Genomic DNA, 23,977 nt, shown 5'->3' on the forward strand with positions numbered 1-23,977 from the left:
TCTCTTGTAAGTCAGCTAAGACCCCCTGTGGCAGCGGATTTGCTCGCGATTCAATCAATGCGGATTCACTGGAGGACCGCGTCGTCTGCATCGCGAGCAAGCCCGCTGCCACATTCGGGGCATTTATTTATCCGGGCTGTCGATGGTCAGTTGTTGCAGCTCCCGAGTGCTGCTGGACAGCGGCTGGCTGCGCCCTACCCACTCGCCTGCTGTTGGCTGGCCAGCACGGGAGATGCGTGCCATTAATTGGACTTCAGGAAAGTTGGACAGTTTCAATTGCGGCATCATTGCGTCGACATCGCCCAGCTCAACCGTGATCGGCAGGTCCGCCACAGTCACGCGCTTGACCGCCAACGGTGCCGGCGGGCCGGAGACCGCACGGGCAAAGATAAACACGCTGTCACCCGGCAAGGCACTGGCCTTGACCGCATCGGCCAGATCCACGTTGACCTTGATCGAGGCCATCGCCTTGGCCACAGGTGCAGTTTCAACCTTGCCACCGCTGGCCTGCAGTTGCTCACGGGCCTTTGCAATACCCCCTTCCAGCGCCGCACGGGAGGCGTCGCCTTCAGGCAGTTCGGTCATCAACCGTTGCCAGTAGCCAATGGCCTGTTCGAAGCGCTGGTCCTCGAAGGCGGCGATGCCCAGCAGGCCCAGGCTGGTGACTTCCTTCGGGTCGGCCTTCAAGGCTTCATCGGTCAGCGCCTGGATTTTGTCGCTCCACTTTTTATCGTCGGCAAAGTACTGCGCCTGTGCCCACTGGCCCAGCAACTCGGGCTGACGACCGGCCAGGTTGGCCGCGCGTTCGAACACCCTGGCCGCATCCGCAGGACGGTTTTGTGCCATATAGGCACGGCCCAGGAAGTACAGGCCTTCGGCCGAGTCAGGTTGCGCAGCCGCGGCACGCTCAAGGCGCGCGACCATTTCTTCAAGGGATTGCGGCGGCTGGGAGAACTCGCGGGTCAATTCGACCTTGTCGCTGGAACCAAAATGCAGGTACAGGCTCAAGCCCAGCACCGGCACCAGCACTGCGGCCAACAACGGAATGGCCTTGCCCAGACTGGACACCCGCCCCGGCGCCACACCTTCGGTGTCCGCGAGCAATTCGCGGGCCGCTTCGGCGCGGCCGGTTTCGAACTGTTCAGCGGTCAACACGCCCTCTTCGCGCTGGGCTTGCAACTCGGCCACCCGCTCTTGATACAAGGCAACGTTCAAAGCGGTACGGTCTTCTTCGCGCTGGGCACGGCGCCCGCGCAATACCGGGATCAATAAAAAGCTGAGGGCTATCAGTAGCAGCAAGCCTGCTGCGAGCCAGAAATCAATCATCTTTGGTTTTATCCAGCAAAGTGTCGAGGCGCTTGCGCTCCTCGGCAGAAAGTGTGTCCGAGCCTTCAACCTGCTCTGTACGACGACGGCGCCCGACGATGACGCCAATCACCACCAGACCGCCCACCAGCAGGGCCAGCGGGCCAAACCAGAGCACTGCGGTCTTGCGCGTCAGGGCCGGTTTATAGAGCACGAAATCGCCGTAGCGGGCGACCATGAAATCGAGGATCTGCTGGTTGTCCTTGCCTTCACCGAGCATGCGATAGATCTCGCGGCGCAGGTCGGTGGCAATAGGGGCGTTGGAGTCGGCGATGTCCTGGTTCTGACACTTGGGGCAGCGCAGTTCCTTGGTCAGCTCACGAAAACGGTCGCGCTCGGCGTCGTTGGCAAACTCGTAGGTATCGATGGCGGCATGGGCAACCCCGGCCAGGGTCAAACCGAAAACCACGGCGGCTAGCCAGCGCTTCATGGTTTGGCCTCGTCAACCAGTGCCTGATATTTACCCGCAAGCTGCTCACGCCACACGGTCTCGTCGATCACGCCGACAAACTTGTGGCGGATGATGCCCTTGCTGTCGATCAGGAATGTCTCAGGAGCGCCGTACACGCCCAGATTCAGGCCCAGGGAGCCGTCTGCGTCGTTGATGTCCAGCTGATAAGGGTTGTGGAAATCCTTGAGCCACTTCTTCGCATCTTCGTTGACGTCTTTGTAGTTCACGCCGTAGATCAGTACACCCTGATCGGCCAGTTTGGTCAGCACCGGGTGCTCGACCCGGCATGAAATGCACCAGGTAGCCCACACGTTGACCAGCGCAGGCTTGCCCTTGAGGTCAGCTTCGGTGAGGGTTTTGTCCCCCTCCACCGAAGGCAGGCTGAAGGCCGGGAACGGCTTGTCGATCATCGCCGACGGCAGCTCGGTCGGGTCCAGATACAAGCCCCGGTAGAGAAACCACGCCATACCGAGAAAAACGGCCAGCGGGACCAGCATCAACCAACGTCTCATGCCGTGGCTCCTGTCATGCCCAGTGCTTCACGCACGCGGCTTTTCACCTTGACCCGGTAGCGACGATCCATCGCTGCCAGCAATCCACCAAAGCCTGTGAGCAGACCGCCAAACCAGATCCAGCGCACAAACGGTTTCACATGCACCCGCACAGCCCAGGCGCCGTTGTCCAGGGGCTCACCCAGCGCAACATAGAGGTCACGGGTGAAACCGGCGTCGATCCCGGCTTCGGTCATCATCGAGTTCTGCACCGTGTAGAGGCGTTTTTCCGGGTGCAGTACGCTGACTTCCTTGCCATTGCGGATGACACGCACGGTACCTTTGTCAGACGTAAAGTTCGGACCCTGGAAGTGCTTGGCGCCTTCAAAAATAAAGTGATAACCGCCAAGCTCCATCGACTCGCCCGGTGCCAGGCGCAAGTCGCGCTCGGCACTGTGCTGGCTCGACAACACCACCCCCAGCGCACACACGGCGATACCCAGGTGGGCAATCTGCATGCCCCAGTAGCTGCGGGTCAGGCTGCGCACGCCTTTGATCAGGCCCTTGTGACGGGTTTTGTCACCGATGTCACGCACCCCGGCCAGCAGCACCCAGGCCGCCAGCATAAAGGTGGTCAGCACCGCCCAGTTGAAGTCGCCATAGGCCACTCCGGCAATTGCCGACAGCGCGGCGCTGCCCAGCAGTACGGGGGTGAGCATGCCCAACAACCATTTGACCGGAGTGTCTTTCCAGCGCACCAGCACTCCGACGGCCATCACCACCATCAGCAAAGCCATGAGCGGGATAAACAGGGCGTTGAAGTACGGCGGGCCCACTGACATCTTGGCGCCACTGATGGCATCCAGAATCAGTGGGTACAGGGTGCCGAGCAGAATCATCGACGCGGCCACCACCAGGATCAGGTTGTTGCCCAACAGCAGGGTCTCACGGGACCACAGCTTGAAACTGACATGGCTTTTCACCACCGGCGCACGCAGGGCAAACAGGGTCAGCGAACCGCCGACCACAAACAGCAGGAAGATCAGGATGAATACGCCGCGCTCTGGGTCGGAAGCGAACGCATGCACCGAGGTCAACACGCCGGAACGCACCAGGAACGTACCCAGCAGGCTCAGGGAAAACGCAGCTATCGCCAGCAGTACGGTCCAGCTCTTGAACACACCGCGCTTTTCGGTCACGGCCAGCGAGTGAATCAGCGCCGTACCCACCAACCATGGCATGAACGAAGCATTTTCTACCGGATCCCAGAACCACCAGCCGCCCCAGCCAAGCTCGTAATAAGCCCACCATGAACCCAGGGTGATGCCGATGCCGAGGAAGGCCCATGCCACGATGGTCCATGGACGCGACCAGCGCGCCCAGGCTGCGTCCAGCCGACCGCCGAGCAAGGCAGCAATGGCAAAGGCAAAAGCCACGGAGAAACCGACATAGCCCATGTACAGCATTGGCGGGTGAACAATCAGGCCAATGTCCTGCAGTAGCGGGTTAAGGTCGTTGCCATCCGAAGGAATCTGCGGCAGCAAGCGCACGAAAGGATCTGAGGTCAGGATCAAAAACAGCAGGAAGCCGACACTGATCATGCCCATGATTGCCAGCACCCGCGCCAGCATCACTTGTGGCAGCTGCCGCGAAAAGATCGACACGGCAAAGGTCCAGCCGCCGAGGATCATCGCCCACAACAACAGCGAGCCTTCGTGGGCACCCCACACCGCGCTGAACTTGAAGTACCACGGCAACGCGCTGTTCGAGTTGCTGGCTACGTACGCCACCGAAAAGTCATCGGCCATAAAGGCATAGGTCAGGCAGGCAAAGGAGAACAACAAGAAGGAAAATTGCCCCCAGGCAGCGGGTTGCGCCAGGCTCATCCACAATTTGTCGCCGCGCCAGGCGCCCAGCAGCGGCACAATGGCCTGCACGATGGCAAAGCACAGGGCCAGAATCATGGCCAGATGGCCCAATTCGGGAATATAGAGTCCAGACATCAGTACTTACCCTCACTTGCAGGCACAGGCGCGGATTGGCCACTTTCGTTCAGCGCCTTGGTCACTTCGGGCGGCATGTATTTTTCGTCGTGTTTGGCCAGCACTTCATCAGCCACCACCACACCCTGGGCATTGAGCTTGCCCAGCGCGACGATGCCCTGCCCTTCACGGAACAGGTCCGGGAGGATGCCGCGATACTGGATGGTCACCGACTTGTTGAAATCGGTGACCACAAACTGCACGTCCAGCGAGTCACCTGAACGCTTGAGCGAACCGTCCTCGACCATGCCACCGGCACGGATCCGGGTATCCAATGGTGCTTCGCCATTGGCGATCTGGGTCGGGGTGTAAAACAGGTTGATGTTCTGCTGCAAGGCGCTCAGGGCCAGGGCCACGGCAGCGCCGACCCCTACCAGAATCGCCAGGATGATGATCAAGCGTTTTTTGCGCAGCGGATTCACTTCGAATTCTCCCGACGCAAACGACGCGCCTCTTGTTGCAGATAACGCCGGCGCGCCATGATTGGCAGTGCCACGTTCAACCCCAGCACCGCCAGGCAAATGCCATAGGCCGACCAGACATATACCCCGTGATGGCCCATGGCGAGAAAGTCGCCAAAAGAAGCAAAACTCATCGCGCACCCTCCAGAGCTTTCAACACCTCAGCCTTGACCCAGCTACTGCGGGCCTCGCGCTTGAGCACCTCAAGACGCATGCGCAACAGCAGCACCGCGCCAAAGAAGCAATAAAAGCCCAGCACCGTGAGCAACAGCGGCATCCACATTTCCATGGGCATGGCCGGTTTTTCGGTCAGGGTGAAGGTCGCGCCCTGGTGCAGGGTGTTCCACCACTCCACCGAGTACTTGATGATCGGAATATTGATCACGCCCACAATCGCCAGCACCGCGCAGGCCTTGGCCGCACTGTCGCGATTGGTGATGGCGTTGCCCAGGGCAATCAGGCCGAAGTACAGAAACAGCAGAATCAGCATCGAGGTCAGACGCGCATCCCAGACCCACCACGAGCCCCAGGTCGGCTTGCCCCACACCGCACCGGTGACCAGCGCCACGGCTGTCATCCAGGCGCCAATGGGTGCGGCGGATTGCAGGGCCACGTCGGCGATTTTCATCTTCCACACCAGCCCTACCACACCGCACACCGCCAGCATCACGTAGCAGGATTGCGCCAGCATGGCCGCAGGAACATGGATATAGATGATGCGGAAGCTGTTGCCCTGCTGGTAGTCCGGCGGTGCAAAGGCCAGGCCCCAGACCACCCCGCAGGTGATCAGCAACACGGCGGCAATGCTTAACCACGGCAACAGCCGCCCACTGATGGCATAGAACCATTTGGGCGAGCCGAGTTTGTGAAACCAAGTCCAGTTCATCACGCTGCTTCCATCACGGTGCCGGTCACGACAGGTGTGCTGTCATGCCAGCCAGGGTCTTTACTGGCCCACGCAGGCCAGACCTCATTATTCGCCGACGCTGATTTTCAGGCCGGCAGCTATTGCAAAAGGTGTCAGGGTTACAGCCAGGGCGGTCAGGCTACCAAGCCACAGCAAATAACCGGTTGCAGGCATGCCCTGCAATGCCGCCTGCAGGGCGCCACTACCAAGGATCAATACCGGGATATATAAAGGCAAAATCAGCAGCGCCAGCAGCAAGCCGCCGCGCTTGAGGCCCACGGTCAGGGCAGCGCCCACGGCACCAAGCAGGCTCAACACTGGCGTCCCCAGCAGCAACGACATCAGCAACACCGGCAGGCACGCCACCGGCAGCCCGAGCATCAGGGCCAGCAGGGGTGACAGGATCACCAGCGCCAGACCGGAAAACGCCCAGTGTGCCAGCACCTTGGCCAGTACCAGTAGAGGCAGGGGGTGCGACGAAAGGACCCACTGCTCAAGCGATCCGTCCTCGAAATCACTGCGGAAAAGCCCGTCCAGCGAGAGCAAAACCGCTAAAAGGGCCGCGACCCACAGCAGTCCTGGAGACAAGGTTTGCAACAATTTCGTCTCCGGGCCAACGGCCAGCGGAAACATTGCGATGACAATCGCGAAGAACACCAACGGGTTGGCCAATTCGGCCGGGCGACGGAACAGCAAACGCGCTTCGCGCGCCACCAACACGGCAAACACACTCATACAGCCCACTGCCCCAGGTCGATATTGCGGTAACCGGCCGGCATCCGGGTCAAGGTATGGTGCGTGGTGAGCACCACCATGCCGCCGCTTTCGCAGTGGCGGGCCAGGTGTTCTTCGAGTTGCGCCACGCCCTGTTTATCGAGCGCGGTAAACGGCTCGTCGAGAATCCACAACGGTGGGCTGTCCAGATACAGGCGGGCCAGCGCCACACGGCGCTGCTGCCCTGCCGACAAGGTGTGGCAAGGCACATCCTCAAAGCCCTGCAAGCCGACCTTGTGCAACGCAGCCCAGATGGCATCACGGCTTGCCGGGCGATGCAAGGCGCACAGCCAGCTGAGGTTTTCTTCGGCCGTGAGCAAATCCTTGATCCCCGCCGCATGGCCGATCCACAGCAAGTTGCTGGTCAATTCATGACGTTGGGCGCTCAGGGCCATACCGTTAAGCCGTACTTCGCCAGCCGTTGGCTGCATCAGGCCCGCCAACAAGCGCAGCAGGCTGGTTTTGCCGCTGCCGTTGGGGCCGCTGATTTGCAGCATGTCGCCGCTGCTCAGACGCAATTCGAGGTGTTCGAACAGCATCCGCCAGTCACGCTCACAAGCGAGCGCTACGGCTTCTAAAAGAGGGCTGGTCACGTAATTGAGGCCTTCACGGTTCAAGTCGGCGCAGGCATGGCCGTTAAAGTGATGCAGGATAAATGCATTTGCGGCCTGATTCAGAGAGCTGGATCAAACAATTGTTATGTTTTTTAGGCGCTCTGAACGACGGGGCAGCATTATACATGCCATGTCCTACGCTAAAGAGGGCAATTTCGACAGGTTGTTACGATGAAAGGCGACATGAATATTCCACCCATCCCACAACCCGCCCCCAGCAGTGTGCGTCAGGGGCTTGTGGGCGGTGAAGTGCTCAAGTTGCTGCAGCCCGCAGAGGGCCTGATAAAGCCCGGCCAAAGTGCCCAGGCCGAGGTGCTGTCACTCAAGCAAAACGATCTGAGCTTCCAGCTTTTGCTCAAGTTGACCCTGGCCAGTGGCCGCGAAACCAACGTGCAGGCCAGCAGCAATTTTCCCTTGCCGCTGGGCACCCAACTGGCCGTGACCCAGCCTTCTGCGGGAAACCTTGCGATCAGCCTGCAACAGGCCCTGAGCAGCAGCGTCGCCACTCTCACCCGCCTCGACACCCGACAGTTGCCAGTGGGCACGCTGCTGCAAGGCAAGGTACTGACCACTCAGGCCCTGGCGCAGCCCGCAGGGCAACCGACGGTTTATCGGTCACTGGTGACCTTGCTCAACAGCGCACTGAGCGGCACGACCCTGACCTTGGACAGCCCGCTGCCCTTGCGTATCGGCAGCTTGCTTAGCGCCCGTGTGGACGGCCCGCAGAGCCTCGAGTTTGTGCCGCTGAGCGGGCGCCAGGAACAACTGGCTGTGGCGCAACAACTGGCAACACAACAGAGCCGGCAAGGCTCGTTGGAGGGCCTTTTCAACGCCCTGCAAAAACTGCCGGCCACAGCCGACATGCCTGCTGAGCTGCGTGCATCCATCGACAAACTATTAGCCGGTTTGCCTACGCCCTACCAACTGAGCAACGCCAAAGGCCTGGGTGATGCCCTGCTCAACAGCGGGGCATTTCTGGAGGCCCGACTGCTGACCGGGCAAACCCCGGCACAGGCCCCTGACATGAAAGCTACCTTGCTGCGCCTTATTGCGCAGATCCTGCCCGGTCTACCGTCAAGCACCAGTTTCAACCCCGGCATGGCTGCCAGCACCCAGGCCCAGGCCTTGCCGACTTTTGTGCGTAATGCCCTGGGCATGCTCGGCCAGGTCAGCGCCAAACCACAGCCCGGCGGCTTCCCCTTGCCCCAGCGCTTGCTGCAGAACGGTGAAGGTGAAGACAGCCTGGAGAACTTGCTGAAACTGGCAGCAGCAGCTGTCTCGCGGCTGCAAAGCCATCAGCTGTCCAGCCTGGAACAGAGTGGGCGCACGGCCGAGGGTGGTGTACTGACCACCTGGCAACTGGAAATCCCCATGCGCAATGCTCACGACATCGTACCTTTGCAGATCAAGTTCCAGCGTGAAGACCCGCCGGAAAAACAAGCGCAAGGCAAAACCGAATCCCGGGAGATCAAGGATCAACTATGGCGCGTGGAGCTGGCCTTCGACCTCGCCCCCCTGGGCCCGCTGCATGTGCAGGCGCAGCTGTTGCGAGGCAACCTGTCGGGCCAGCTCTGGGCAGAACAGGCATACACCGCCCGCCTGATCGAAAGTCAGCTGGGCAACTTGCGTCAGCGTCTGAGTGAAGCCGGGTTGAGCGTGACCGATCTGGATTGCCATCAAGGCATCCCGCCGCAAAGTGGCCATACCCGTCTGGAACAACGCTGGGTCGATGAAACCGCATGAATACACCTGCAGAACCGCGCCAGGCGATTGCCCTCAAATACGACGGCAAACAGGCCCCTACCCTCACCGCCAAGGGCGATGACGAACTGGCCGAAGCCATCCTGGCGCTGGCCCGTGAACACGAAGTGCCGATCTATGAAAATGCCGAGCTGGTCAAATTACTGGCGCGCATGGAGTTGGGTGACAGCATCCCGCAAGAGCTGTACCGCACACTGGCAGAGATCATTGCCTTTGCCTGGCAGCTTAAAGGTAAATTCCCAGAGGGTTTTGCCCCCCAAACCGAGCCGGAGGAACGCGACATCACTCCCCGTTAAACACTCTATCGCCTTCGTAGCAGCTGCTACAGACCGGGCGTTGAGCGCAGGGCGCTATCCACCTGCTGCGCCGCTTCGAGCAGCCTACTGTCCTGACGAAATCCGCCAATCAGTTGCAACCCCACTGGCAGCTCCCCCGACGCCCGGGGCATCGGAATATTGAGCTGGGGCAGGCCGAATGCCATCCAGAACTTGCAGAAGTCTGATGGCCCGGTGCTCTGCAACCCCAGTGGCGCAACCATGCCGCATGTGGCACCCAGCATCGCGTCAAAGGCTTCGAAATGCTTCTTCAACACCGGCGCCAACGCCGCCAGCCGAGCCTTCGCTGCCGTTTCCTGCTGCCAACTGGTGGCCCGCGCCCTATCAATCATGGCCAGCACTTGCGGGCTCAGTTGCTCGGGGTTCGATTGCCACTCCTTGCTCAGTGAACGGGCACCCTCGCAGTCATTGATCAACTGATGATCATCGAAAACACTGGCAAACTCGTCCTCCAGTATCACCTCGGTGACGCTGTGGCCTGCGGTTTTCAATTGTTCCATAGCTGCCAGCAGGGCCTTAGCCACCGGAGGATCGATCTGATCCCAACGCGACGTACGACAAAACCCGAATGAACGGGCGCCATTCTCCCCGTTCATTTGCGGCAAGCCGGGCACCAGTACCCGGGCGAGCAGCGCCAGGTCGCGAACCGAACGGCCATACCAGCCCAGGGTGTCGAAGCTCGGCGCCAGGGGCTTGACCCCTTCCAGGGAAACCAGCCCATGGGACGGCTTGAAGGCATACAACCCGCAATAGGATGCAGGCTTAAGCAGCGAGCCCGCCGTTTGCGTGCCCAGGGCAAGGGGGAAAAAGCCCGCGGCCATGCCCGCAGCAGAGCCGGCACTGGAGCTGCCCGGCGTCCTCTGCAGGTCATGGGGATTACGCGTCGGCCCCGTGTGCATATAGGCAAATTCAGTGGTATGGGTTTTACCCATGATCACCGCCCCGGCCTGACGCAGCAGCGCAACCACATGGGCATCCCGCGAGGGCCGGTTATGGGCGTAGATCGGCGAGTAAAATGCTGTCGGATGGTCGCCGGTATCAATGATGTCCTTGACCCCCACCGGCACACCGGCCAATAAACCATTGATCTGCGGGCTGCCCAGGCACAGCGCCTGTTTACGTACGCACTGCGCATCGAGCGCGGCAAACGCCTGGATTGCAGGTTCGCGGGCATTGGTTTGCGCCAGAAAATGCTCAGCCACCTGCCCGGGGCCAAGCAGCGCCTTGCGTACGTGTTCGGCGATCGCGCAGGCATCTGCAGTGTCAAGAAAGCTCATGTGATGTTTAACCTCGGATTATGGCTGTGTTACACGGCATATACCGCTGCCCAATCGGCAAAACCCTTGATCTCAATGGGGTTGCCCGAGGGGTCGAGGAAAAACATCGTCGCCTGCTCCCCCGCTGTCCCGGCAAAGCGCAGGGTCGGCTCCAGTACAAACTGCACGTCACGGCTCAGCAGGCGTTCTTTGAGAGCGTGCCAGTCGGGCATGGCCAGTACCACGCCAAAATGTGGCATGGGCACCCGGTGCTCGCCGACTTTCCCGGTATTGCTAACGGAAAACGGCTCGCCCAGATGCAACGACAACTGATGGCCGAAAAAGTCGATATCTACCCAGCTCTCCGTGCTGCGGCCCTCAGCACAGCCCAGCACGTCGCAATAAAAGCGCCGCGCCGAGACCAGGTCGTGAACGTGATAGGCGAAATGAAAAAGCGATTGCACAGTGACCTCCTCAAACCGGAACAGGCCAGATGGCCCTTGCGCCAATGATGCATTGCCGTCTTCAATAGAACTAACCTGTAATTTTATCCGTGAAAGAAAGAAATTCTTATGGATACGCGCTACCTCAAAAGCCTGATCGCCGTGGTGGATTGCGGCTCGATTGCCAGGGCAGCACGCCTGGAAAACCTCACTGCCGCCGCCGTCAGCCAGCGCATTCTGGCCCTTGAGCGCCAGCTCGGGCTGGAGCTTCTGGTGCGCATCGGGCATGAGGCCAAACCCAGCCTGGCCTGCCTGGATTTACTGCCCCGGGCACGTGCCATCGTCAATGAAGTAGCGCTGCTGGCAGGTGATGCCGATAGCCAGGGCCTGACCGGCCCCTTGCGCATCGGCGCCATTTCAACCGTGCTCACGGGGCTTCTGCCACAGGCCTTGCGCGCCTTGACCCGCTCAACCCCGCAACTGAAACCGGTCATAGTGCCCGGCACATCGCGCGCGCTGTATCAGGCGCTGGAGGCCAATGAGCTGGATGCCGCGATAGTGGTCGCACCGCCCTTTGCACTGAGCAAAACCTTCGAGGTGGTAGTGCTGCGCAAGGAGCCTTTGCTGTTTATTTCCAATGAACCCTCCACGCAAGGCATCGACGCCCGCCTGCAACACTGCCCGTACATTCAGTATGACCCCGATGCCTGGGGCGGCCGCCATGCCCTGCAGTATTTGCAGGATCACAGCCTGTCACCCGCTGCCCTGCTCGATCTGGATGCACTGGAAACCATCGCCCTGCTCACGGCACAGGGCCTTGGGGTGAGTCTGGTGCCATGCTGGTCGGGAATTGAGCGCTGGACCGGCAGTTGTGTGCTGGAGCCGGTCGGGGATGAGCGCTATGACCGAGAAATTGTGCTGCTCAGCCTTGCCCAAGGGCCAAGGTTGCGGATGGTAGACGTATTGCAGCGGGCGCTGCTGGAGACTGCAGGCAGTCATCTGTAGCCGCTGAGGAGCGCAGCCTCGCTGCGCACTTCAGCGGCTACGGTCAGTCACCCAACTCAACCCTTGTACATTTTGCTCATCAGTTCGGCTTCAGCCTGGGTCAGGCCGCATGCCTGGGTCAGCTCATCAACACTGGCACCCATGCTCACCAGCCGCGCCGCCTGGTTGAACGACAAGCTGGTAGGGTCACGCTGCTCAAGCTGAGTCAGCTTCTCGGGCAGCGGCGCAACCACGGCGCGCAATTCGTGCAGGGCTTCGCCCATCTGCACATTGCCGTTCTGGTAGGTATCCAGGCGCCGTGCCAGTTCCCGCAGGCGCCGGTCTCGCTGTTCATCGGCCGCAGCCTGTTGCGCCACAAGCACCCGCTGACGGCGCACGTGGCTGACAAACAGCCACAGGGTCACGGCCCATAACAGGCCCAGGACGATTACCGCCGCCTCAAGGATCAATCAGATGTTCTCCAGATCCGACCATTCTTCCTCGGTCATCATTTTGTCCAGTTCAACCAGAATCAGCAGTTCGCCGTTCTTGTTGCACACACCCTGGATAAACTTGGCCGATTCGTCATTGCCCACGTTAGGCGCCGTTTCGATTTCGGACTGACGCAGATACACCACCTCTGCCACGCTATCGACCAGAATCCCAACCACTTGCTTGTCGGCTTCGATGATGACGATGCGCGAGTTATCGGTGATTTCGGCGTTGTACAGACCAAAACGCTGACGCGTGTCTATGACCGTTACTACGTTGCCGCGCAGGTTGATAATACCCAACACGTAGGAAGGCGCACCCGGTACCGGGGCGATTTCGGTGTAACGCAGCACTTCCTGCACCTGCATCACATTGATGCCATAGGTTTCGTTGTCCAGCTTGAAGGTAACCCATTGCAGGATCGGATCTTCAGAACCCTGTGCCGCTGACTGTTTCATACCCCAAACCCCTGACTGAAATACTGCTCGATTCTGATAACTGGCGATCCGCCCTCGCAGGTGAATCGACCACGATTATTGTTATGACTTGCCCTTGGCGATCAATGCCGCCAGTTGCTCCACATCCAGCAATGCGCACATGTGTTCAATCACCGTGCCCGCCAGCCACGGCCGTTGCCCGCGCTGTGAACGCCATTTGATTTCATTGGGGTGCAGGCGCAACGAGCGGCTGACCTGATGCACCGCCAGCCCCCATTCGTAACCCTGTACCGAAATGACATATTGCAGGCCTTCGCGCAGGTCGTCGCGATAGCGTTCAGGCATCACCCAGCGCGCGGTATCGAGCACGTTGAGCTTGCCGCTCTGGCTGGGCAGGATCCCCAGAAACCAGTCTGGCTGGCCAAACAGCGGAGTGAGTTCACGCCCGGCCAGTGAGTAGATCGAGCCCAGGCACACCAATGGCACCGCCAGGGTCAACCCCGCCACGTCGAACAGCAGGCACTCGAAAGGTTCGGCAGCCCAGGCCGGGCGACCATCATCGGGAACCGGCAAATGCGCCCCGGGGGCACTGGGCCGATGGACTTCAACCAGCGGATGGGCCAGCGCCTCGGCAGGCACACCGACCTCAGACAGCTCCACCGGCATCGCCAACGGCGCTTCAATGGGTTGCGCGGGTGCGGGTTCAGCCGCTTCCAGTGCCTGGGTTGCATCAAACAGCAAGTCGTCGAGGTACGACTGCAAGGCCACTTGCGAGCGGTTGGAAAGTGCTACTGGCTGCGTCATAAAGTGCCCCACTCATCAGCCTCGCGACAGAGACCTGTAGACGTTATCGGCCAGACCCGACCGATACTTGAATGCCCGCCCACTTCACGCCACCTGCGGTGCAAGCTGGCGGGTGAGGACGTGCTTGAGCAACGCACGGTAGGCGATCACTCCACGGGTTTTCTCATCGAACTGCGAAGGCGTCTGCCCGGCACGGCTGGCATCGCGCAAACGAGTATCGACCGGGATAAAACCCTGCCACAGGGTCTCGGGGTACACATCGCGCAATACTCGCAAGGTACTCATCGACGCCTGGGTACGACGGTCGAACAACGTCGGCACGATACAGAACGGCAGCTCCTGGGGGCGCGAGCGGTTGATCATGCGCAGGGTATGCACCATGCGCTCCAGGCCCTTGAGCGCCAGATGCTCGGTTTGCACCGGGATGATCAACTGCTGGCTGGCCGCCAGCGCGTTGACCATCAACACACCCAGAATCGGCGGGCTGTCGATGATCGCGTAGTCATAGTCCTGCCACAGTTGCGCCAGGCTGCGGGCAATCACAAGGCCCAGGCCGCTTTGCCCCGGAGCCTGACGCTCGAGGGTCGCCAGGGCCGTGGTGGCCGGCAGCAAGGAAATTTTCTCGTGGCTGGTGGGCAACAGCAATTGCGCGGCCAGGCCCTCAGGCACCTGGCCCTGATGCAGAAACAGGTCGTAGACACTGTGTTCCAGACCATCGGGGTCATAACCGAAGTAGCTGGTCATGGAGCCGTGCGGGTCAAGATCGACCACCACCACGCGCTTGCCCGCCTCTGCCAGCAAACCGGCCAGGGCGATGGATGTGGTGGTCTTGCCGACCCCACCTTTTTGATTGGCTACTGCCCAGACTCTCATTCAGTTGTTCCTCCCGGCTGCATGCGTGCCGGCCGAGATTTATAGGGTTGGCGACGGGGAATTGACGGCATTCCCGCGAACCAGTGGCTGTGTCTGTGGCGGTGCAGTTTGTGTGCCAGCCCGCTTCAAGGCGGCATCCGGTGTTGCATGGGCGCTGCCCGTGCCAGTCAGGCTGCGGCGTACCTCAAGGTTGCGCGACACTACCAGCACTACCCGGCGATTGAGCGCGCGCCCCTCTGGCGTAGCGTTGTTGGCCACCGGCTGAAACTCGCCGTAGCCCACCGAGGCCATGCGCCCGGGGCTGACCCCCTGCATGGCGAGCATGCGCACGATGCTTGCCGAGCGCGCCGATGACAATTCCCAGTTGGTCGGGTACTGCGCGGTCCGGATCGGCAGGTCGTCAGTAAACCCTTCGACATGTATCGGGTTTTCAAAGGGTTTGAGTACTGCGGCCACTTTGTCGATGATCTCGAAAGCTGCATTGCTGGGCATCGCATCACCGCTGCCGAACAGCAGGCTGGAGTTGAGTTCGATCTCGACCCACAGCTCATTGCCGCGCACCGTCAATTGTTTGGACGCGATCAAATCACCAAAGGCATGGGTGATGTCATTGGCAATGGTCTTGAGCGGGTCATCGGGGCGCTGCCCCAAACCGGCGTCAGTATTTTCGCTGTCTTTTATCAAGGGTTCGGCAGGCTGGGTGGTCAGCGGGCGCTCCTCTCCGATGGGCACCGGCTTGATGCTGCGCTCGGTGTCATTGAACACACCGACCAGCGCCTGGGAAATCACCCGGTACTTGCCCTCATTGATTGAAGAAATCGAGTACATGACGACGAAAAAGGCAAACAGCAAGGTGATGAAGTCCGCGTAGGACACAAGCCAGCGTTCGTGATTGACGTGTTCATCCGCGTGGCGACGGCGCCGGCTCATAGTTAACCTGTAAAGCCTTGAAGTTTGAGTTCAATGGAGCGCGGGTTCTCGCCCTCGGCAATCGACAGGATGCCTTCGAGCAACATCTCACGGTACAGCGACTGGCGCATGGCAATGGCCTTGAGCTTGCTGGCAATGGGCAGCAACACCAGGTTGGCGCTGGCCACCCCGTAAATGGTCGCGACAAACGCCACCGCAATGCCACTGCCCAGTTGCCCTGGATCGGCCAGGTTGCCCATAACGTGGATCAAGCCCATGACCGCGCCAATAATGCCGATGGTCGGGGCGTAACCGCCCATGCTCTCAAACACCTTGGCGGCCTCGATATCGCGGCTTTCCTGGGTCATGTAGTCGACTTCCAGCACGCTGCGAATGGTTTCCGGCTCTACTCCGTCGACCAGCAATTGCAGGCCCTTGCGCGAATAGCTGTCGGGCTCGGTATCGGCCATGCCTTCCAGGCCGAGCAAGCCTTCCTTGCGGGCCGTAAGGCTCCAGTTGACGACACGGTCGATACCGCCCGTCATGTCGATACGTGGCGGAAACAGAATCCACACCACGGTCTGCATTGCGCGCTTGAACGCACTCATGGGCGACTGCAGCAATGCCGCGCCCACAGTGCCGCCCAGCACGATCAACGCCGCCGGGCCATTGGCCAGAGCGCCCAGATGGCCACCCTCCAGGTAGTTGCCGCCGATAATCGCGACAAACGCCATGATGATGCCAATCAGGCTGAGCACGTCCATCAGTGGCAAGCCTCGGCCAGGTGCCGGCCAATGTCATCGAGGCTGTACACCGCATCGGCCAGGCCGGCTTTGATGATGGCCATGGGCATGCCGTAAATCACGCAACTGGCTTCGTCCTGGGCCCATACCTGGCTGCCGCCCTGTTTGAGCATGCGCGCGCCTTCGCGGCCGTCCGCGCCCATGCCGGTCAATACCACCGCCAAAACTTTGTCACCAAAGGATTTGGCCGCCGAGCCGAAGGTGATATCCACGCACGGTTTGTAGTTGAGGCGCTCATCGCCCGGCAGGATGCGTACGGCACCACGGCCGTCGATCATCATTTGCTTGCCGCCAGGTGCCAGCAAGGCCAGACCGGGGCGCAGGATATCGCCGTCCTCGGCTTCCTTGACACTGATGCGGCAAAGCTTGTCCAGCCGCTCGGCAAACGCCTTGGTGAACGCGGCCGGCATATGCTGCACAAGCACGATCGGCGCCGGGAAATTGCCCGGCAACTGCGTCAGTACCCGTTGCAAGGCCACCGGCCCACCGGTTGAGGTGCCGATAGCCACCAGCTTGTAAGCCTTGCGCTTGGGTGCGGCAGCCGCCGGGGTTGGCACAGGGCCGCCACGGCTGGCAATGGGTGTGGTGCGCACCGGCGCGGCCACCGCGGCCGGCGCCACGAAACCGCCCAGCCCGGGCCGGGGCGTAGGGGTCGGGGTCGGGGCCGCCGCTGCCGGTACAGGTGCGCTGTAGCTGGACATGCGCCTGTTGCTGCGCGAGATGCTGTGTACTTTTTCACACAGCATCTGTTTGACCTTCTCGGGGTTACGCGAGATGTCTTCAAAGTTTTTCGGCAGAAAATCCACCGCCCCGGCGTCCAGCGCATCGAGGGTCACGCGGGCACCCTCGTGGGTCAGCGAGGAGAACATCAACACCGGGGTCGGGCAGCGCTGCATGATATGGCGCACGGCAGTGATGCCATCCATCATCGGCATCTCGTAATCCATGGTGATCACGTCCGGCTTGAGCGCCAGCGCCTGATCAATCGCTTCCTTGCCGTTGGTGGCGGTGCCGATCACTTGAATCGTCGGGTCAGCCGACAGAATTTCCGAGACACGACGGCGGAAAAAACCGGAATCATCCACCACCAGGACCTTGACTACCATAAACACTCCGTTAGGCGGTACGGGGCACGAGCCCCGAGGCACCAGAATCAAATACGCCGTGATGCGTAATGCTTGAGCATGCTCGGAACATCCAGAATCAAGGCAATACGACCATCACCGGTGATGGTTGCACCCGACATGCCTGGCGTGCCCTGGAGCATCTTGCCCAAAGGCTTGATCACCACTTCTTCCTGGCCGACCAGTTGATCGACCACAAAACCGATGCGCTGGGTGCCGATCGAGAGAATCACCACATGCCCTTCGCGCTGCTCTTCGTGGGCAGCAGATGCCACCAGCCAGCGCTTGAGGTAGAACAGCGGCAGCGCCTTGTCGCGCACGATCACCACTTCCTGACCGTCGACCACATTGGTGCGCGACAGGTCGAGGTGGAAGATTTCGTTGACGTTGACCAGCGGGAAAGCAAACGCCTGATTACCCAGCATCACCATCAGGGTCGGCATAATGGCCAGGGTCAGGGGCACCTTGATGACGATTTTTGAACCACGGCCCAGGGCCGACTCGATACTCAACGAACCATTGAGCTGGGCAATCTTGGTTTTCACCACGTCCATGCCCACGCCACGCCCGGACACATCGCTGATTTCGGTCTTGGTCGAAAAACCCGGGGCAAAGATCAGGTTGTAGCAGTCGTTTTCACTCAGGCGATCGGCCGCATCCTTGTCCATCAAGCCTTTTTTCACCGCCAGGGAACGCAGGAAGTTGGCGTCCATGCCTTTGCCATCGTCAGAGATCGACAGCAGGATATGGTCGCCCTCCTGCTCGGCCGACAAAATCACCCGACCACAGCTCGGCTTGCCGGCAGCGGCGCGTTCTTCCGGGGTTTCGCAGCCGTGGTCGACGGCGTTGCGCACCAGGTGGACCAGCGGGTCGGCCAGGGCCTCGACGAGGTTTTTGTCCAGGTCGGTCTCTTCGCCCACCAGCTCCAGGCTGATTTCTTTTTTCAGCTGCCGTGCCAGGTCCCGTACCAGGCGCGGGAAGCGGCCGAAAACTTTCTTGATCGGCTGCATCCGCGTTTTCATCACCGCGGTTTGCAGGTCGGCGGTGACCACGTCGAGGTTGGACAGCGCCTTGGCCATCTCCTCGTCATGACTGTTCAGGCCCAGGCGCACCAGACGGTTACGCACCAGCACCAGTTCGCCGACCATATTCATGATGTCATCGAGCCGCGCGGTATCGACGCGCACGGTGGTTTCAGCCTCGCTGGCCACCGGTTTTTCTGCAGGCGCAGCCGCGCCACGGGCCGGGCCCGGTCGTGCCGCCGCTACCGGCTTGGCCGGGGCAACTGCAGCCACCACGGCTGCCGAGTCGGCGCTGAATTTGCCTTTGCCGTGCATCTGGTCGAGCAGGGCTTCAAATTCGTGATCGCTGATCAGGTCAGGGTCGCCCGCAGGCACCACGGCAGTGACCGCAGGCTCGGCAGGTGCCGCGGTCGCGGTGTCCAGCCCATCGGTATTGAACGAACCCTTGCCATGCAATTGATCAAGCAGAGCTTCGAATTCATCGTCGGTGATTTCATTGCTGACTTCGGCGGCCACGGCGGGCGCTTCGTCGGCCACAGTGGCCACCGCCGCTTCCATCGAAAACTGGCCCTTGCCGTGCAATTGGTCGAGCAGCAATTCAAACTCGGCGTCGCTTATTTCGTCGCTGGTCGTGCTTTGTGTTGTGGCCACCGCTTCAGGCTCGGCCGCGGCCGCCTTGACCGCATCGAGGGAATCGAGCAACTGCTCGAACTCGCTGTCGGTGATATCGGTCACTGGGGCTTCACCCACCGGTTCAGGCACTGCAACAACCGCTGCTTGCACAGCAGCAGGCTCGGCCAGGCGCGCCAGGGCCGCCAGCAACTCGGGAGTCGCGGCAGTGATCGGGCTGCGCTCACGCACTTCGCTGAACATGCCATTGACCGCATCCAGGGCCTCAAGCACCACATCCATCAGCTCCGCGTCAACGCTGCGCTCACCCTTGCGCAGGATGTCGAAGACGTTTTCGGCGATGTGACAGCACTCCACCAACTCATGGAGCTGCAGGAAGCCGGCGCCCCCTTTTACAGTGTGAAAACCGCGAAAAATGGCATTGAGCAGATCCGCATCATCCGGTCGGCTTTCCAGCTCGACCAGTTGTTCGGACAACAACTCCAGAATTTCGCCGGCTTCAACCAGGAAATCCTGAAGGATTTCTTCATCGGCGCCGAAGCTCATGTAGGTGCTCCTTGAAATAGGCTCTTCGACGCCGGGCAACAGCGCCCGCACGCCTCTTCAAGTCCTAAAAACCCAGACTGGACAACAAATCGTCAACATCATCCTGACCGGATACGACGTCATTACGTGTATCGGCATGAATCTGCGGACCTTCACCCTTGGCCTGGTTTTTTTGCAAATTATTTTCAGCGCGCAATGCATCGCGGTCGTGCTCGATCCCGGCAAAGCGATCGACCTGGCTGGCCATCAGCACCAGCTTGAGCAAATTGCTCTCCACGTCCGTGACCAGTTGCGTCACCCGCTTGATCACCTGACCGGTCAGGTCCTGGAAATCCTGAGCCAGCAAAATATCAGTCAGATTGGCGGACACGATGGTGTTTTGCGTTTCGCTGAGCGTCAAAAAACTGTCAATCCGACGCGCCAGCTCGCGAAACTCTTCGGCACCGATTTCGCGGCGCATAAAACGCCCCCAATCCGCGCTCAGTTCCTTGGCTTCCTGACCCAGGCCATTGACCAGTGGCGTGCTGTTTTCCACCAGGTCCATGGTCCGGTTGGCCGCCGCTTCCGTGAGTTTCACAACATAAGCCAAACGTTCGGTGGCATCCGTGATCTGCGACACCTCTTCGGCTTGCGGCATGCCTGGATCAATATGGAAATTGACAATGGCGCTGTGCAGTTCGCGGGTCAGCTTGCCGACTTCACGATACAGCCCGCGGTCACGGGTCTGGTTGAGCTCGTGAATCAACTGCACGGCATCGCCAAACTGGCCTCGTTCAAGGCTTTCGACCAATTCGTGGGCATGTTTTTTCAGGGTCGATTCAAAATCGGCCTGTGTGCAATCTTTATGCTCCATAGTGCCCCCAAGGCAACCGCTCAACCGATGCGTTCAAAGATCTTTTCGATTTTGTCTTTGAGTGCGATAGCGGTGAACGGCTTGACTACATATCCATTAACACCGGCCTGGGCCGCTTCGATAATCTGCTCGCGCTTGGCCTCGGCGGTCACCATCAGCACCGGCAAGTGTTTGAGTTTTTCGTCGGCACGCACATGGCGCAGCAACTCGATGCCGGTCATGCCCGGCATGTTCCAGTCCGTCACCAGAAAGTCGATGTGCCCCAGGTTGAGGATCGGCAACGCGGTGGTGCCGTCGTCCGCCTCGACCGTGTTGGTGAACCCCAGGTCACGCAACAGGTTTTTAATGATCCGCCGCATCGTTGAAAAGTCATCAACGATGAGGATTTTCATGTTCTTGTCCAATTCGACCTCCAAGCAGTCTTTAACGCACCCATGTGCAGGGCACGCCATTCAATCAATTCGTTTTCAAACACGCCTAATCGACTGTGGGAGCGGGCTTGCCCGCGATGGGGTCGACGCGGTCTGTCTGATTCACCGTGTCGATCCCATCGCGGGCAAGCCCGCTCCCACAGGTATCAAGGGCCCTAGTGCGCGCGCCACTGCCCCAGACGAGCCCGCAAGCGTGCCGCGCACTGGCTGTGCAGCTGGCTGACCCGGGACTCGCTGACCCCCAGCACTTCGCCGATTTCCTTGAGGTTCAGTTCTTCGTCGTAGTACAGCGCCAGCACCAACCGTTCACGCTCGGGCAAATGGGCGATCGCATCGGCCAGCGCGGCCTGGAAGCGTTCATCTTCAAGGTCGCGCGACGGCTCCGTGTGGGCACTCGCGCCATCTTCATGCAACCCTTCATGTTCGCCGTCCTGCAACAGATCGTCGAAACTGAACAGGCGGCTGCCCAGGGTGTCATTCAAGATGGCGTAATAATCATCAAGGCTTAACTGGAGTTCGGCCGCAACTTCATGATCTTTAGCGTCACAACCGGTTTTTGCTTCAATTACCCGAATGGCGTCACTGACCATGCGGGTATTGCGGTGTACCGAACGCGGTGCCCAGTCGCCCTTGCGCACTTCATCGAGCATCGCGCCACGGATACGGATGCCGGCATAGGTCTCGAAACTCGCGCCCTTGCTGGCGTCGTATTTGCCCGAGACTTCGAGCAGGCCGATCATCCCGGCCTGGATCAGGTCATCCACCTGCACGCTGGCCGGCAAACGCGCCAGCAGGTGGTAGGCAATGCGCTTGACCAGGGGCGCGTAGCGCTCGATCAGCTCGTACTGGCTGTCACGGGATGACTTGCTGTACATGCGATAACCGCTGGCCGTCATTAAAAGCGCCCCCCTGCCTGCTGCACCAAGCGTTCGACAAAGAACTCAAGATGCCCCCTCGGGTTGGCTGGCAACGGCCAGGTGTCAACTTTCTGTGCAATGGCCTTGAACGCCAGCGAGCACTTGGAGCGCGGAAACGCTTCGTAGACGGCGCGCTGTTTTTGCACGGCCTTGCGCACGCATTCGTCGTAAGGCACGGCGCCCACATATTGCAGGGCCACATCGAGGAAACGGTCGGTAACCTTGGTCAGCTTGGCGAACAGATTGCGCCCTTCCTGCGGGCTTTGCGCCATATTGGCCAGCACGCGGAAGCGGTTCATGCCGTAATCGCGGTTGAGCAACTTGATCAACGCATAGGCGTCGGTGATCGAGGTCGGCTCGTCGCACACCACCAGCAGCACTTCCTGGGCTGCGCGGACAAAGCTGACCACCGACTCGCCAATCCCGGCGGCGGTGTCGATCACCAGCACATCGAGGTTGTCGCCCAGGTCGCTGAAGGCCTGGATCAGACCGGCATGCTGCGCCGGGCTCAGGTGCACCATGCTCTGGGTGCCCGAGGCCGCCGGCACGATGCGGATCCCGCCGGGCCCCTGGAGCAATACGTCGCGCAGCTCGCAACGCCCCTCGACCACATCGGCCAGGGTGAATTTTGGGGTCAAGCCCAGCAAAACATCGACGTTCGCCAGCCCAAGGTCCGCGTCCATCAACAGAACGCGCCTGCCCAGCTCGGCCAATGCGATGGACAAGTTGACTGACACGTTAGTTTTACCGACGCCACCCTTGCCGCCGGTCACTGCGATCACCTGTACGGGATGCATGCTGCCCATGATCTTTCTTTACCTTGTCTTACTTAGACGCGGCTACATGCGTTGGCTGCTCGTTCCCCTGCGGAACAAAACCTTCAGACCAGCCGATGTAGGTACATTTCAACGTAATCTTGACTACCTCAGCCGACCCGCTTGGGTGGGCTGTGGTAGATATCAGCGAACATATCGGCCATGGCCTCTTCGCTGGGTTCTTCCTGCATTTGCACACTCACTGCGCGGCTCACCAGCTGGTGACGCCGCGGCAGATGAAGATCGTCCGGGATCCGCGGGCCGTCGGTGAGGTAAGCCACCGGCAGCTCGTGACTGATCGCCAGGCTCAACACTTCGCCCAGGCTCGCGGTTTCATCCAGTTTGGTGAGGATGCAACCGGCCAGCCCGCAACGCTTGTAACTGAGGTAAGCGGCCGTCAGCACCTGCTTCTGGCTGGTAGTGGCCAACACCAGATAATTCCTGGCCTTGATTCCGCGCCCCGCCAGGCTTTCGAGCTGCAGGCGCAACGCCGGGTCGCTGGCTTGCAGGCCCGCGGTATCGACCAGCACCACGCGCTTGCGCACCAGCGGTTCAAGGGTCTGGCCCAGCGACTGGCCGGGGGCAACATGGGTTACCGGCACATTCAAGATGCGCCCCAGGGTCTTGAGTTGTTCCTGGGCGCCAATACGGAAACTGTCCATGCTCACCAAGGCGATATTCTGCGCGCCGTACTTGAGCACATAACGGGCCGCCAGCTTGGCCAGGGTGGTGGTTTTACCCATCCCGGCGGGCCCCACCATGGCGATTACGCCACCCTCTTCCAGCGGCTCCAGCTCCGGCGTGGCAATCATCCGCGCCAGGTGCGCCAGCAACATCCGCCACGCCTGGCGTGGCTCTTCGATACCGGCCACCTGCGCCAGCAGATCACGGGACAACGGCCCGGACAAACCGATGCGCTGCAAACGGCGCCACAAGTTGGCCTGCGCGGGCTTGGCGTCCTGCAACTGGCTCCAGGCCAGCGAGCCCAGTTGCACTTCCAGCAACTCGCGCAAACCGTTGAGTTCATGGCGCATATTGTCGAATGCACGCTGATCGATCGTCGGTGCCGCGGGCGCCGGCGCAGGGCGCGGCGGTTCTTCCAGGGTCGGCTCAATCAATGGCTCGGCAGCCGTGAGCGGCAAACCGGCAAACAGCTGGCGGTTATCGCCGGCCTCGCCTTCACCGCGCAAGCTCAACTCGGCCTGGGCCGAAACAATCCGCGACTGGGTCTTGCGCAGCTCTTCTTCCAGCTCAATGTTCGGCACCCGGGGTGCCAGCGCGGACAGCTTGTAGTCCAGGGCCGCGGTCAACTCAACGCCCCCGGCAATCCGGCGGTTGCCAATAATGGCGGCGTCAGCCCCCAACTCATCACGAATCAGCTTCATGGCCTGACGCATATCGGCGGCGAAAAATCGCTTCACTTGCATAAACCAAACC

General features: G+C 60.5%; 27 protein-coding genes. 3 read left to right on the forward strand and 24 right to left on the reverse strand.

What is annotated here, in order from left to right; translation table 11 throughout:
* Positions 1–123: 123 nt before the first annotated feature.
* The 9 genes from ccmI to ccmA form a co-directional block, all read right to left on the reverse strand.
* Positions 124–1,326, reverse strand: coding sequence for a c-type cytochrome biogenesis protein CcmI (gene ccmI, locus V6L81_RS18385; RefSeq protein WP_095021431.1), 1,203 nt, complete (start codon positions 1,324–1,326; stop codon positions 124–126).
* A complete protein-coding gene (locus V6L81_RS18390) occupies positions 1,319–1,795 on the reverse strand; it encodes a cytochrome c-type biogenesis protein (RefSeq protein WP_338660242.1) in 477 nt (158 codons plus the stop codon). The genes ccmI and V6L81_RS18390 overlap by 8 nt, the downstream gene beginning before the upstream one ends.
* Positions 1,792–2,328, reverse strand: coding sequence for a DsbE family thiol:disulfide interchange protein (locus V6L81_RS18395; RefSeq protein ID WP_088377708.1), 537 nt, complete (start codon positions 2,326–2,328; stop codon positions 1,792–1,794). Before V6L81_RS18395 ends, V6L81_RS18390 begins: the two co-directional genes overlap by 4 nt.
* Positions 2,325–4,310 (reverse strand): heme lyase CcmF/NrfE family subunit, encoded by a 1,986-nt coding sequence (locus V6L81_RS18400; protein WP_338660243.1) that lies wholly within the window; start codon positions 4,308–4,310, stop codon positions 2,325–2,327. The genes V6L81_RS18395 and V6L81_RS18400 overlap by 4 nt, the downstream gene beginning before the upstream one ends.
* Positions 4,310–4,771 (reverse strand): cytochrome c maturation protein CcmE, encoded by a 462-nt coding sequence (gene ccmE, locus V6L81_RS18405; protein ID WP_016781527.1) that lies wholly within the window; start codon positions 4,769–4,771, stop codon positions 4,310–4,312. The genes V6L81_RS18400 and ccmE overlap by 1 nt, the downstream gene beginning before the upstream one ends.
* Positions 4,768–4,944, reverse strand: a complete 177-nt coding sequence (gene ccmD, locus V6L81_RS18410; protein ID WP_016781528.1) for a heme exporter protein CcmD — start codon at positions 4,942–4,944, stop codon at positions 4,768–4,770. The genes ccmE and ccmD overlap by 4 nt, the downstream gene beginning before the upstream one ends.
* A complete protein-coding gene (locus V6L81_RS18415) occupies positions 4,941–5,699 on the reverse strand; it encodes a heme ABC transporter permease (protein ID WP_176464856.1) in 759 nt (252 codons plus the stop codon). Before V6L81_RS18415 ends, ccmD begins: the two co-directional genes overlap by 4 nt.
* A gap of 84 nt (positions 5,700–5,783) precedes the next feature.
* Positions 5,784–6,452, reverse strand: a complete 669-nt coding sequence (ccmB, locus tag V6L81_RS18420; protein ID WP_016781529.1) for a heme exporter protein CcmB — start codon at positions 6,450–6,452, stop codon at positions 5,784–5,786.
* Complete coding sequence (ccmA, locus tag V6L81_RS18425; RefSeq protein WP_338660244.1) at positions 6,449–7,084, reverse strand: cytochrome c biogenesis heme-transporting ATPase CcmA; 636 nt, start codon at positions 7,082–7,084, stop codon at positions 6,449–6,451. Before ccmA ends, ccmB begins: the two co-directional genes overlap by 4 nt.
* A gap of 192 nt (positions 7,085–7,276) precedes the next feature.
* On the opposite strand from ccmA, the gene V6L81_RS18430 reads away from it, so the two are divergent.
* Both V6L81_RS18430 and V6L81_RS18435 read left to right on the forward strand, forming a co-directional pair.
* Positions 7,277–8,848 (forward strand): flagellar hook-length control protein FliK, encoded by a 1,572-nt coding sequence (locus tag V6L81_RS18430; RefSeq protein WP_338660245.1) that lies wholly within the window; start codon positions 7,277–7,279, stop codon positions 8,846–8,848.
* Positions 8,845–9,162 carry an EscU/YscU/HrcU family type III secretion system export apparatus switch protein gene (locus tag V6L81_RS18435; protein WP_095002080.1) on the forward strand — a complete coding sequence of 106 codons (318 nt, stop codon included), beginning with the start codon at positions 8,845–8,847 and terminating at the stop codon, positions 9,160–9,162. Before V6L81_RS18430 ends, V6L81_RS18435 begins: the two co-directional genes overlap by 4 nt.
* A gap of 26 nt (positions 9,163–9,188) precedes the next feature.
* Here V6L81_RS18435 and V6L81_RS18440 read toward each other — a convergent pair whose 3' ends face one another.
* Together V6L81_RS18440 and V6L81_RS18445 are read right to left on the reverse strand one after the other, a co-directional pair.
* Entirely contained in the window at positions 9,189–10,478 is a 1,290-nt protein-coding gene (locus tag V6L81_RS18440; RefSeq protein ID WP_338660246.1) for an amidase, read from the reverse strand.
* Between the two features lie 29 nt (positions 10,479–10,507).
* Positions 10,508–10,921, reverse strand: a complete 414-nt coding sequence (locus V6L81_RS18445) for a VOC family protein (RefSeq protein WP_095002082.1) — start codon at positions 10,919–10,921, stop codon at positions 10,508–10,510.
* A 108-nt stretch (positions 10,922–11,029) separates the two neighbouring features.
* Here V6L81_RS18445 and V6L81_RS18450 point away from each other — a divergent pair, with 108 nt between their 5' ends.
* The gene (locus V6L81_RS18450; protein ID WP_153327649.1) at positions 11,030–11,905 is read left to right on the forward strand and encodes a LysR substrate-binding domain-containing protein; all 876 of its coding nucleotides are present in this window, start codon (positions 11,030–11,032) and stop codon (positions 11,903–11,905) included.
* Between the two features lie 56 nt (positions 11,906–11,961).
* On the opposite strand, the gene V6L81_RS18455 is transcribed toward V6L81_RS18450, so the two are convergent.
* The 13 genes from V6L81_RS18455 to flhF all read right to left on the reverse strand — a co-directional run bounded on the left by V6L81_RS18455 (position 11,962) and on the right by flhF (position 23,967).
* A complete protein-coding gene (locus V6L81_RS18455; RefSeq protein WP_095002084.1) occupies positions 11,962–12,354 on the reverse strand; it encodes a DUF2802 domain-containing protein in 393 nt (130 codons plus the stop codon).
* Positions 12,355–12,834 carry a chemotaxis protein CheW gene (locus tag V6L81_RS18460; protein WP_016781537.1) on the reverse strand — a complete coding sequence of 160 codons (480 nt, stop codon included), beginning with the start codon at positions 12,832–12,834 and terminating at the stop codon, positions 12,355–12,357.
* A gap of 81 nt (positions 12,835–12,915) precedes the next feature.
* Positions 12,916–13,617, reverse strand: coding sequence for a CheW domain-containing protein (locus tag V6L81_RS18465; protein WP_338660247.1), 702 nt, complete (start codon positions 13,615–13,617; stop codon positions 12,916–12,918).
* Positions 13,618–13,701: 84 nt separating this feature from the next.
* Positions 13,702–14,490 (reverse strand): ParA family protein, encoded by a 789-nt coding sequence (locus V6L81_RS18470; protein ID WP_095002086.1) that lies wholly within the window; start codon positions 14,488–14,490, stop codon positions 13,702–13,704.
* 39 nt (positions 14,491–14,529) lie between these two features.
* Entirely contained in the window at positions 14,530–15,420 is an 891-nt protein-coding gene (gene motD, locus V6L81_RS18475; protein WP_095002087.1) for a flagellar motor protein MotD, read from the reverse strand.
* Positions 15,421–15,422: 2 nt separating this feature from the next.
* Positions 15,423–16,163 (reverse strand): flagellar motor protein, encoded by a 741-nt coding sequence (locus V6L81_RS18480; RefSeq protein WP_095002088.1) that lies wholly within the window; start codon positions 16,161–16,163, stop codon positions 15,423–15,425.
* Complete coding sequence (locus V6L81_RS18485) at positions 16,163–17,308, reverse strand: chemotaxis response regulator protein-glutamate methylesterase (protein WP_338660248.1); 1,146 nt, start codon at positions 17,306–17,308, stop codon at positions 16,163–16,165. The genes V6L81_RS18480 and V6L81_RS18485 overlap by 1 nt, the downstream gene beginning before the upstream one ends.
* A gap of 47 nt (positions 17,309–17,355) precedes the next feature.
* Positions 17,356–19,524 (reverse strand): chemotaxis protein CheA, encoded by a 2,169-nt coding sequence (locus tag V6L81_RS18490; RefSeq protein WP_338660249.1) that lies wholly within the window; start codon positions 19,522–19,524, stop codon positions 17,356–17,358.
* Between the two features lie 64 nt (positions 19,525–19,588).
* Positions 19,589–20,377: a protein phosphatase CheZ gene (locus tag V6L81_RS18495; RefSeq protein ID WP_095018900.1), complete on the reverse strand. Its 789-nt coding sequence runs from the start codon at positions 20,375–20,377 to the stop codon at positions 19,589–19,591.
* A 20-nt stretch (positions 20,378–20,397) separates the two neighbouring features.
* Complete coding sequence (locus V6L81_RS18500) at positions 20,398–20,769, reverse strand: chemotaxis response regulator CheY (RefSeq protein WP_162939305.1); 372 nt, start codon at positions 20,767–20,769, stop codon at positions 20,398–20,400.
* Between the two features lie 194 nt (positions 20,770–20,963).
* Positions 20,964–21,704, reverse strand: coding sequence for an RNA polymerase sigma factor FliA (gene fliA / locus V6L81_RS18505; RefSeq protein WP_016781546.1), 741 nt, complete (start codon positions 21,702–21,704; stop codon positions 20,964–20,966).
* The gene (gene fleN, locus V6L81_RS18510) at positions 21,704–22,531 is read right to left on the reverse strand and encodes a flagellar synthesis regulator FleN (protein WP_016781547.1); all 828 of its coding nucleotides are present in this window, start codon (positions 22,529–22,531) and stop codon (positions 21,704–21,706) included. Before fleN ends, fliA begins: the two co-directional genes overlap by 1 nt.
* A 119-nt stretch (positions 22,532–22,650) precedes the next feature.
* Positions 22,651–23,967, reverse strand: a complete 1,317-nt coding sequence (gene flhF / locus V6L81_RS18515) for a flagellar biosynthesis protein FlhF (protein WP_095002596.1) — start codon at positions 23,965–23,967, stop codon at positions 22,651–22,653.
* Positions 23,968–23,977: the final 10 nt, after the last annotated feature.

Origin of the sequence: Pseudomonas bubulae (assembly GCF_037023725.1) — a bacterium.
GTDB lineage: Bacteria > Pseudomonadota > Gammaproteobacteria > Pseudomonadales > Pseudomonadaceae > Aquipseudomonas > Aquipseudomonas bubulae.

Excerpts from the sequence above, each read along its gene's own strand:
- ccmD (WP_016781528.1), bottom strand. The coding sequence starts at position 4,944 with ATGAGTTTTGCTTCTTTTGGCGACTTTCTCGCCATGGGCCATCACGGG.
- V6L81_RS18465 (WP_338660247.1), bottom strand. The coding sequence starts at position 13,617 with ATGACGCAGCCAGTAGCACTTTCCAACCGCTCGCAAGTGGCCTTGCAG.
- V6L81_RS18450 (WP_153327649.1), top strand. The coding sequence starts at position 11,030 with ATGGATACGCGCTACCTCAAAAGCCTGATCGCCGTGGTGGATTGCGGC.
- fliA (WP_016781546.1), bottom strand. The coding sequence starts at position 21,704 with ATGACGGCCAGCGGTTATCGCATGTACAGCAAGTCATCCCGTGACAGC.
- motD (WP_095002087.1), bottom strand. The coding sequence starts at position 15,420 with ATGAGCCGGCGCCGTCGCCACGCGGATGAACACGTCAATCACGAACGC.
- V6L81_RS18490 (WP_338660249.1), bottom strand. The coding sequence starts at position 19,524 with ATGAGCTTCGGCGCCGATGAAGAAATCCTTCAGGATTTCCTGGTTGAA.
- V6L81_RS18430 (WP_338660245.1), top strand. The coding sequence starts at position 7,277 with ATGAAAGGCGACATGAATATTCCACCCATCCCACAACCCGCCCCCAGC.
- V6L81_RS18435 (WP_095002080.1), top strand. The coding sequence starts at position 8,845 with ATGAATACACCTGCAGAACCGCGCCAGGCGATTGCCCTCAAATACGAC.
- V6L81_RS18470 (WP_095002086.1), bottom strand. The coding sequence starts at position 14,490 with ATGAGAGTCTGGGCAGTAGCCAATCAAAAAGGTGGGGTCGGCAAGACC.
- V6L81_RS18390 (WP_338660242.1), bottom strand. The coding sequence starts at position 1,795 with ATGAAGCGCTGGCTAGCCGCCGTGGTTTTCGGTTTGACCCTGGCCGGG.
- V6L81_RS18460 (WP_016781537.1), bottom strand. The coding sequence starts at position 12,834 with ATGAAACAGTCAGCGGCACAGGGTTCTGAAGATCCGATCCTGCAATGG.
- V6L81_RS18495 (WP_095018900.1), bottom strand. The coding sequence starts at position 20,377 with ATGGAGCATAAAGATTGCACACAGGCCGATTTTGAATCGACCCTGAAA.
- ccmI (WP_095021431.1), bottom strand. The coding sequence starts at position 1,326 with ATGATTGATTTCTGGCTCGCAGCAGGCTTGCTGCTACTGATAGCCCTC.
- ccmB (WP_016781529.1), bottom strand. The coding sequence starts at position 6,452 with ATGAGTGTGTTTGCCGTGTTGGTGGCGCGCGAAGCGCGTTTGCTGTTC.
- fleN (WP_016781547.1), bottom strand. The coding sequence starts at position 22,531 with ATGGGCAGCATGCATCCCGTACAGGTGATCGCAGTGACCGGCGGCAAG.
- V6L81_RS18500 (WP_162939305.1), bottom strand. The coding sequence starts at position 20,769 with ATGAAAATCCTCATCGTTGATGACTTTTCAACGATGCGGCGGATCATT.
- V6L81_RS18485 (WP_338660248.1), bottom strand. The coding sequence starts at position 17,308 with ATGGTAGTCAAGGTCCTGGTGGTGGATGATTCCGGTTTTTTCCGCCGT.
- V6L81_RS18395 (WP_088377708.1), bottom strand. The coding sequence starts at position 2,328 with ATGAGACGTTGGTTGATGCTGGTCCCGCTGGCCGTTTTTCTCGGTATG.
- V6L81_RS18400 (WP_338660243.1), bottom strand. The coding sequence starts at position 4,310 with ATGTCTGGACTCTATATTCCCGAATTGGGCCATCTGGCCATGATTCTG.
- V6L81_RS18440 (WP_338660246.1), bottom strand. The coding sequence starts at position 10,478 with ATGAGCTTTCTTGACACTGCAGATGCCTGCGCGATCGCCGAACACGTA.
- V6L81_RS18480 (WP_095002088.1), bottom strand. The coding sequence starts at position 16,163 with ATGGACGTGCTCAGCCTGATTGGCATCATCATGGCGTTTGTCGCGATT.
- flhF (WP_095002596.1), bottom strand. The coding sequence starts at position 23,967 with ATGCAAGTGAAGCGATTTTTCGCCGCCGATATGCGTCAGGCCATGAAG.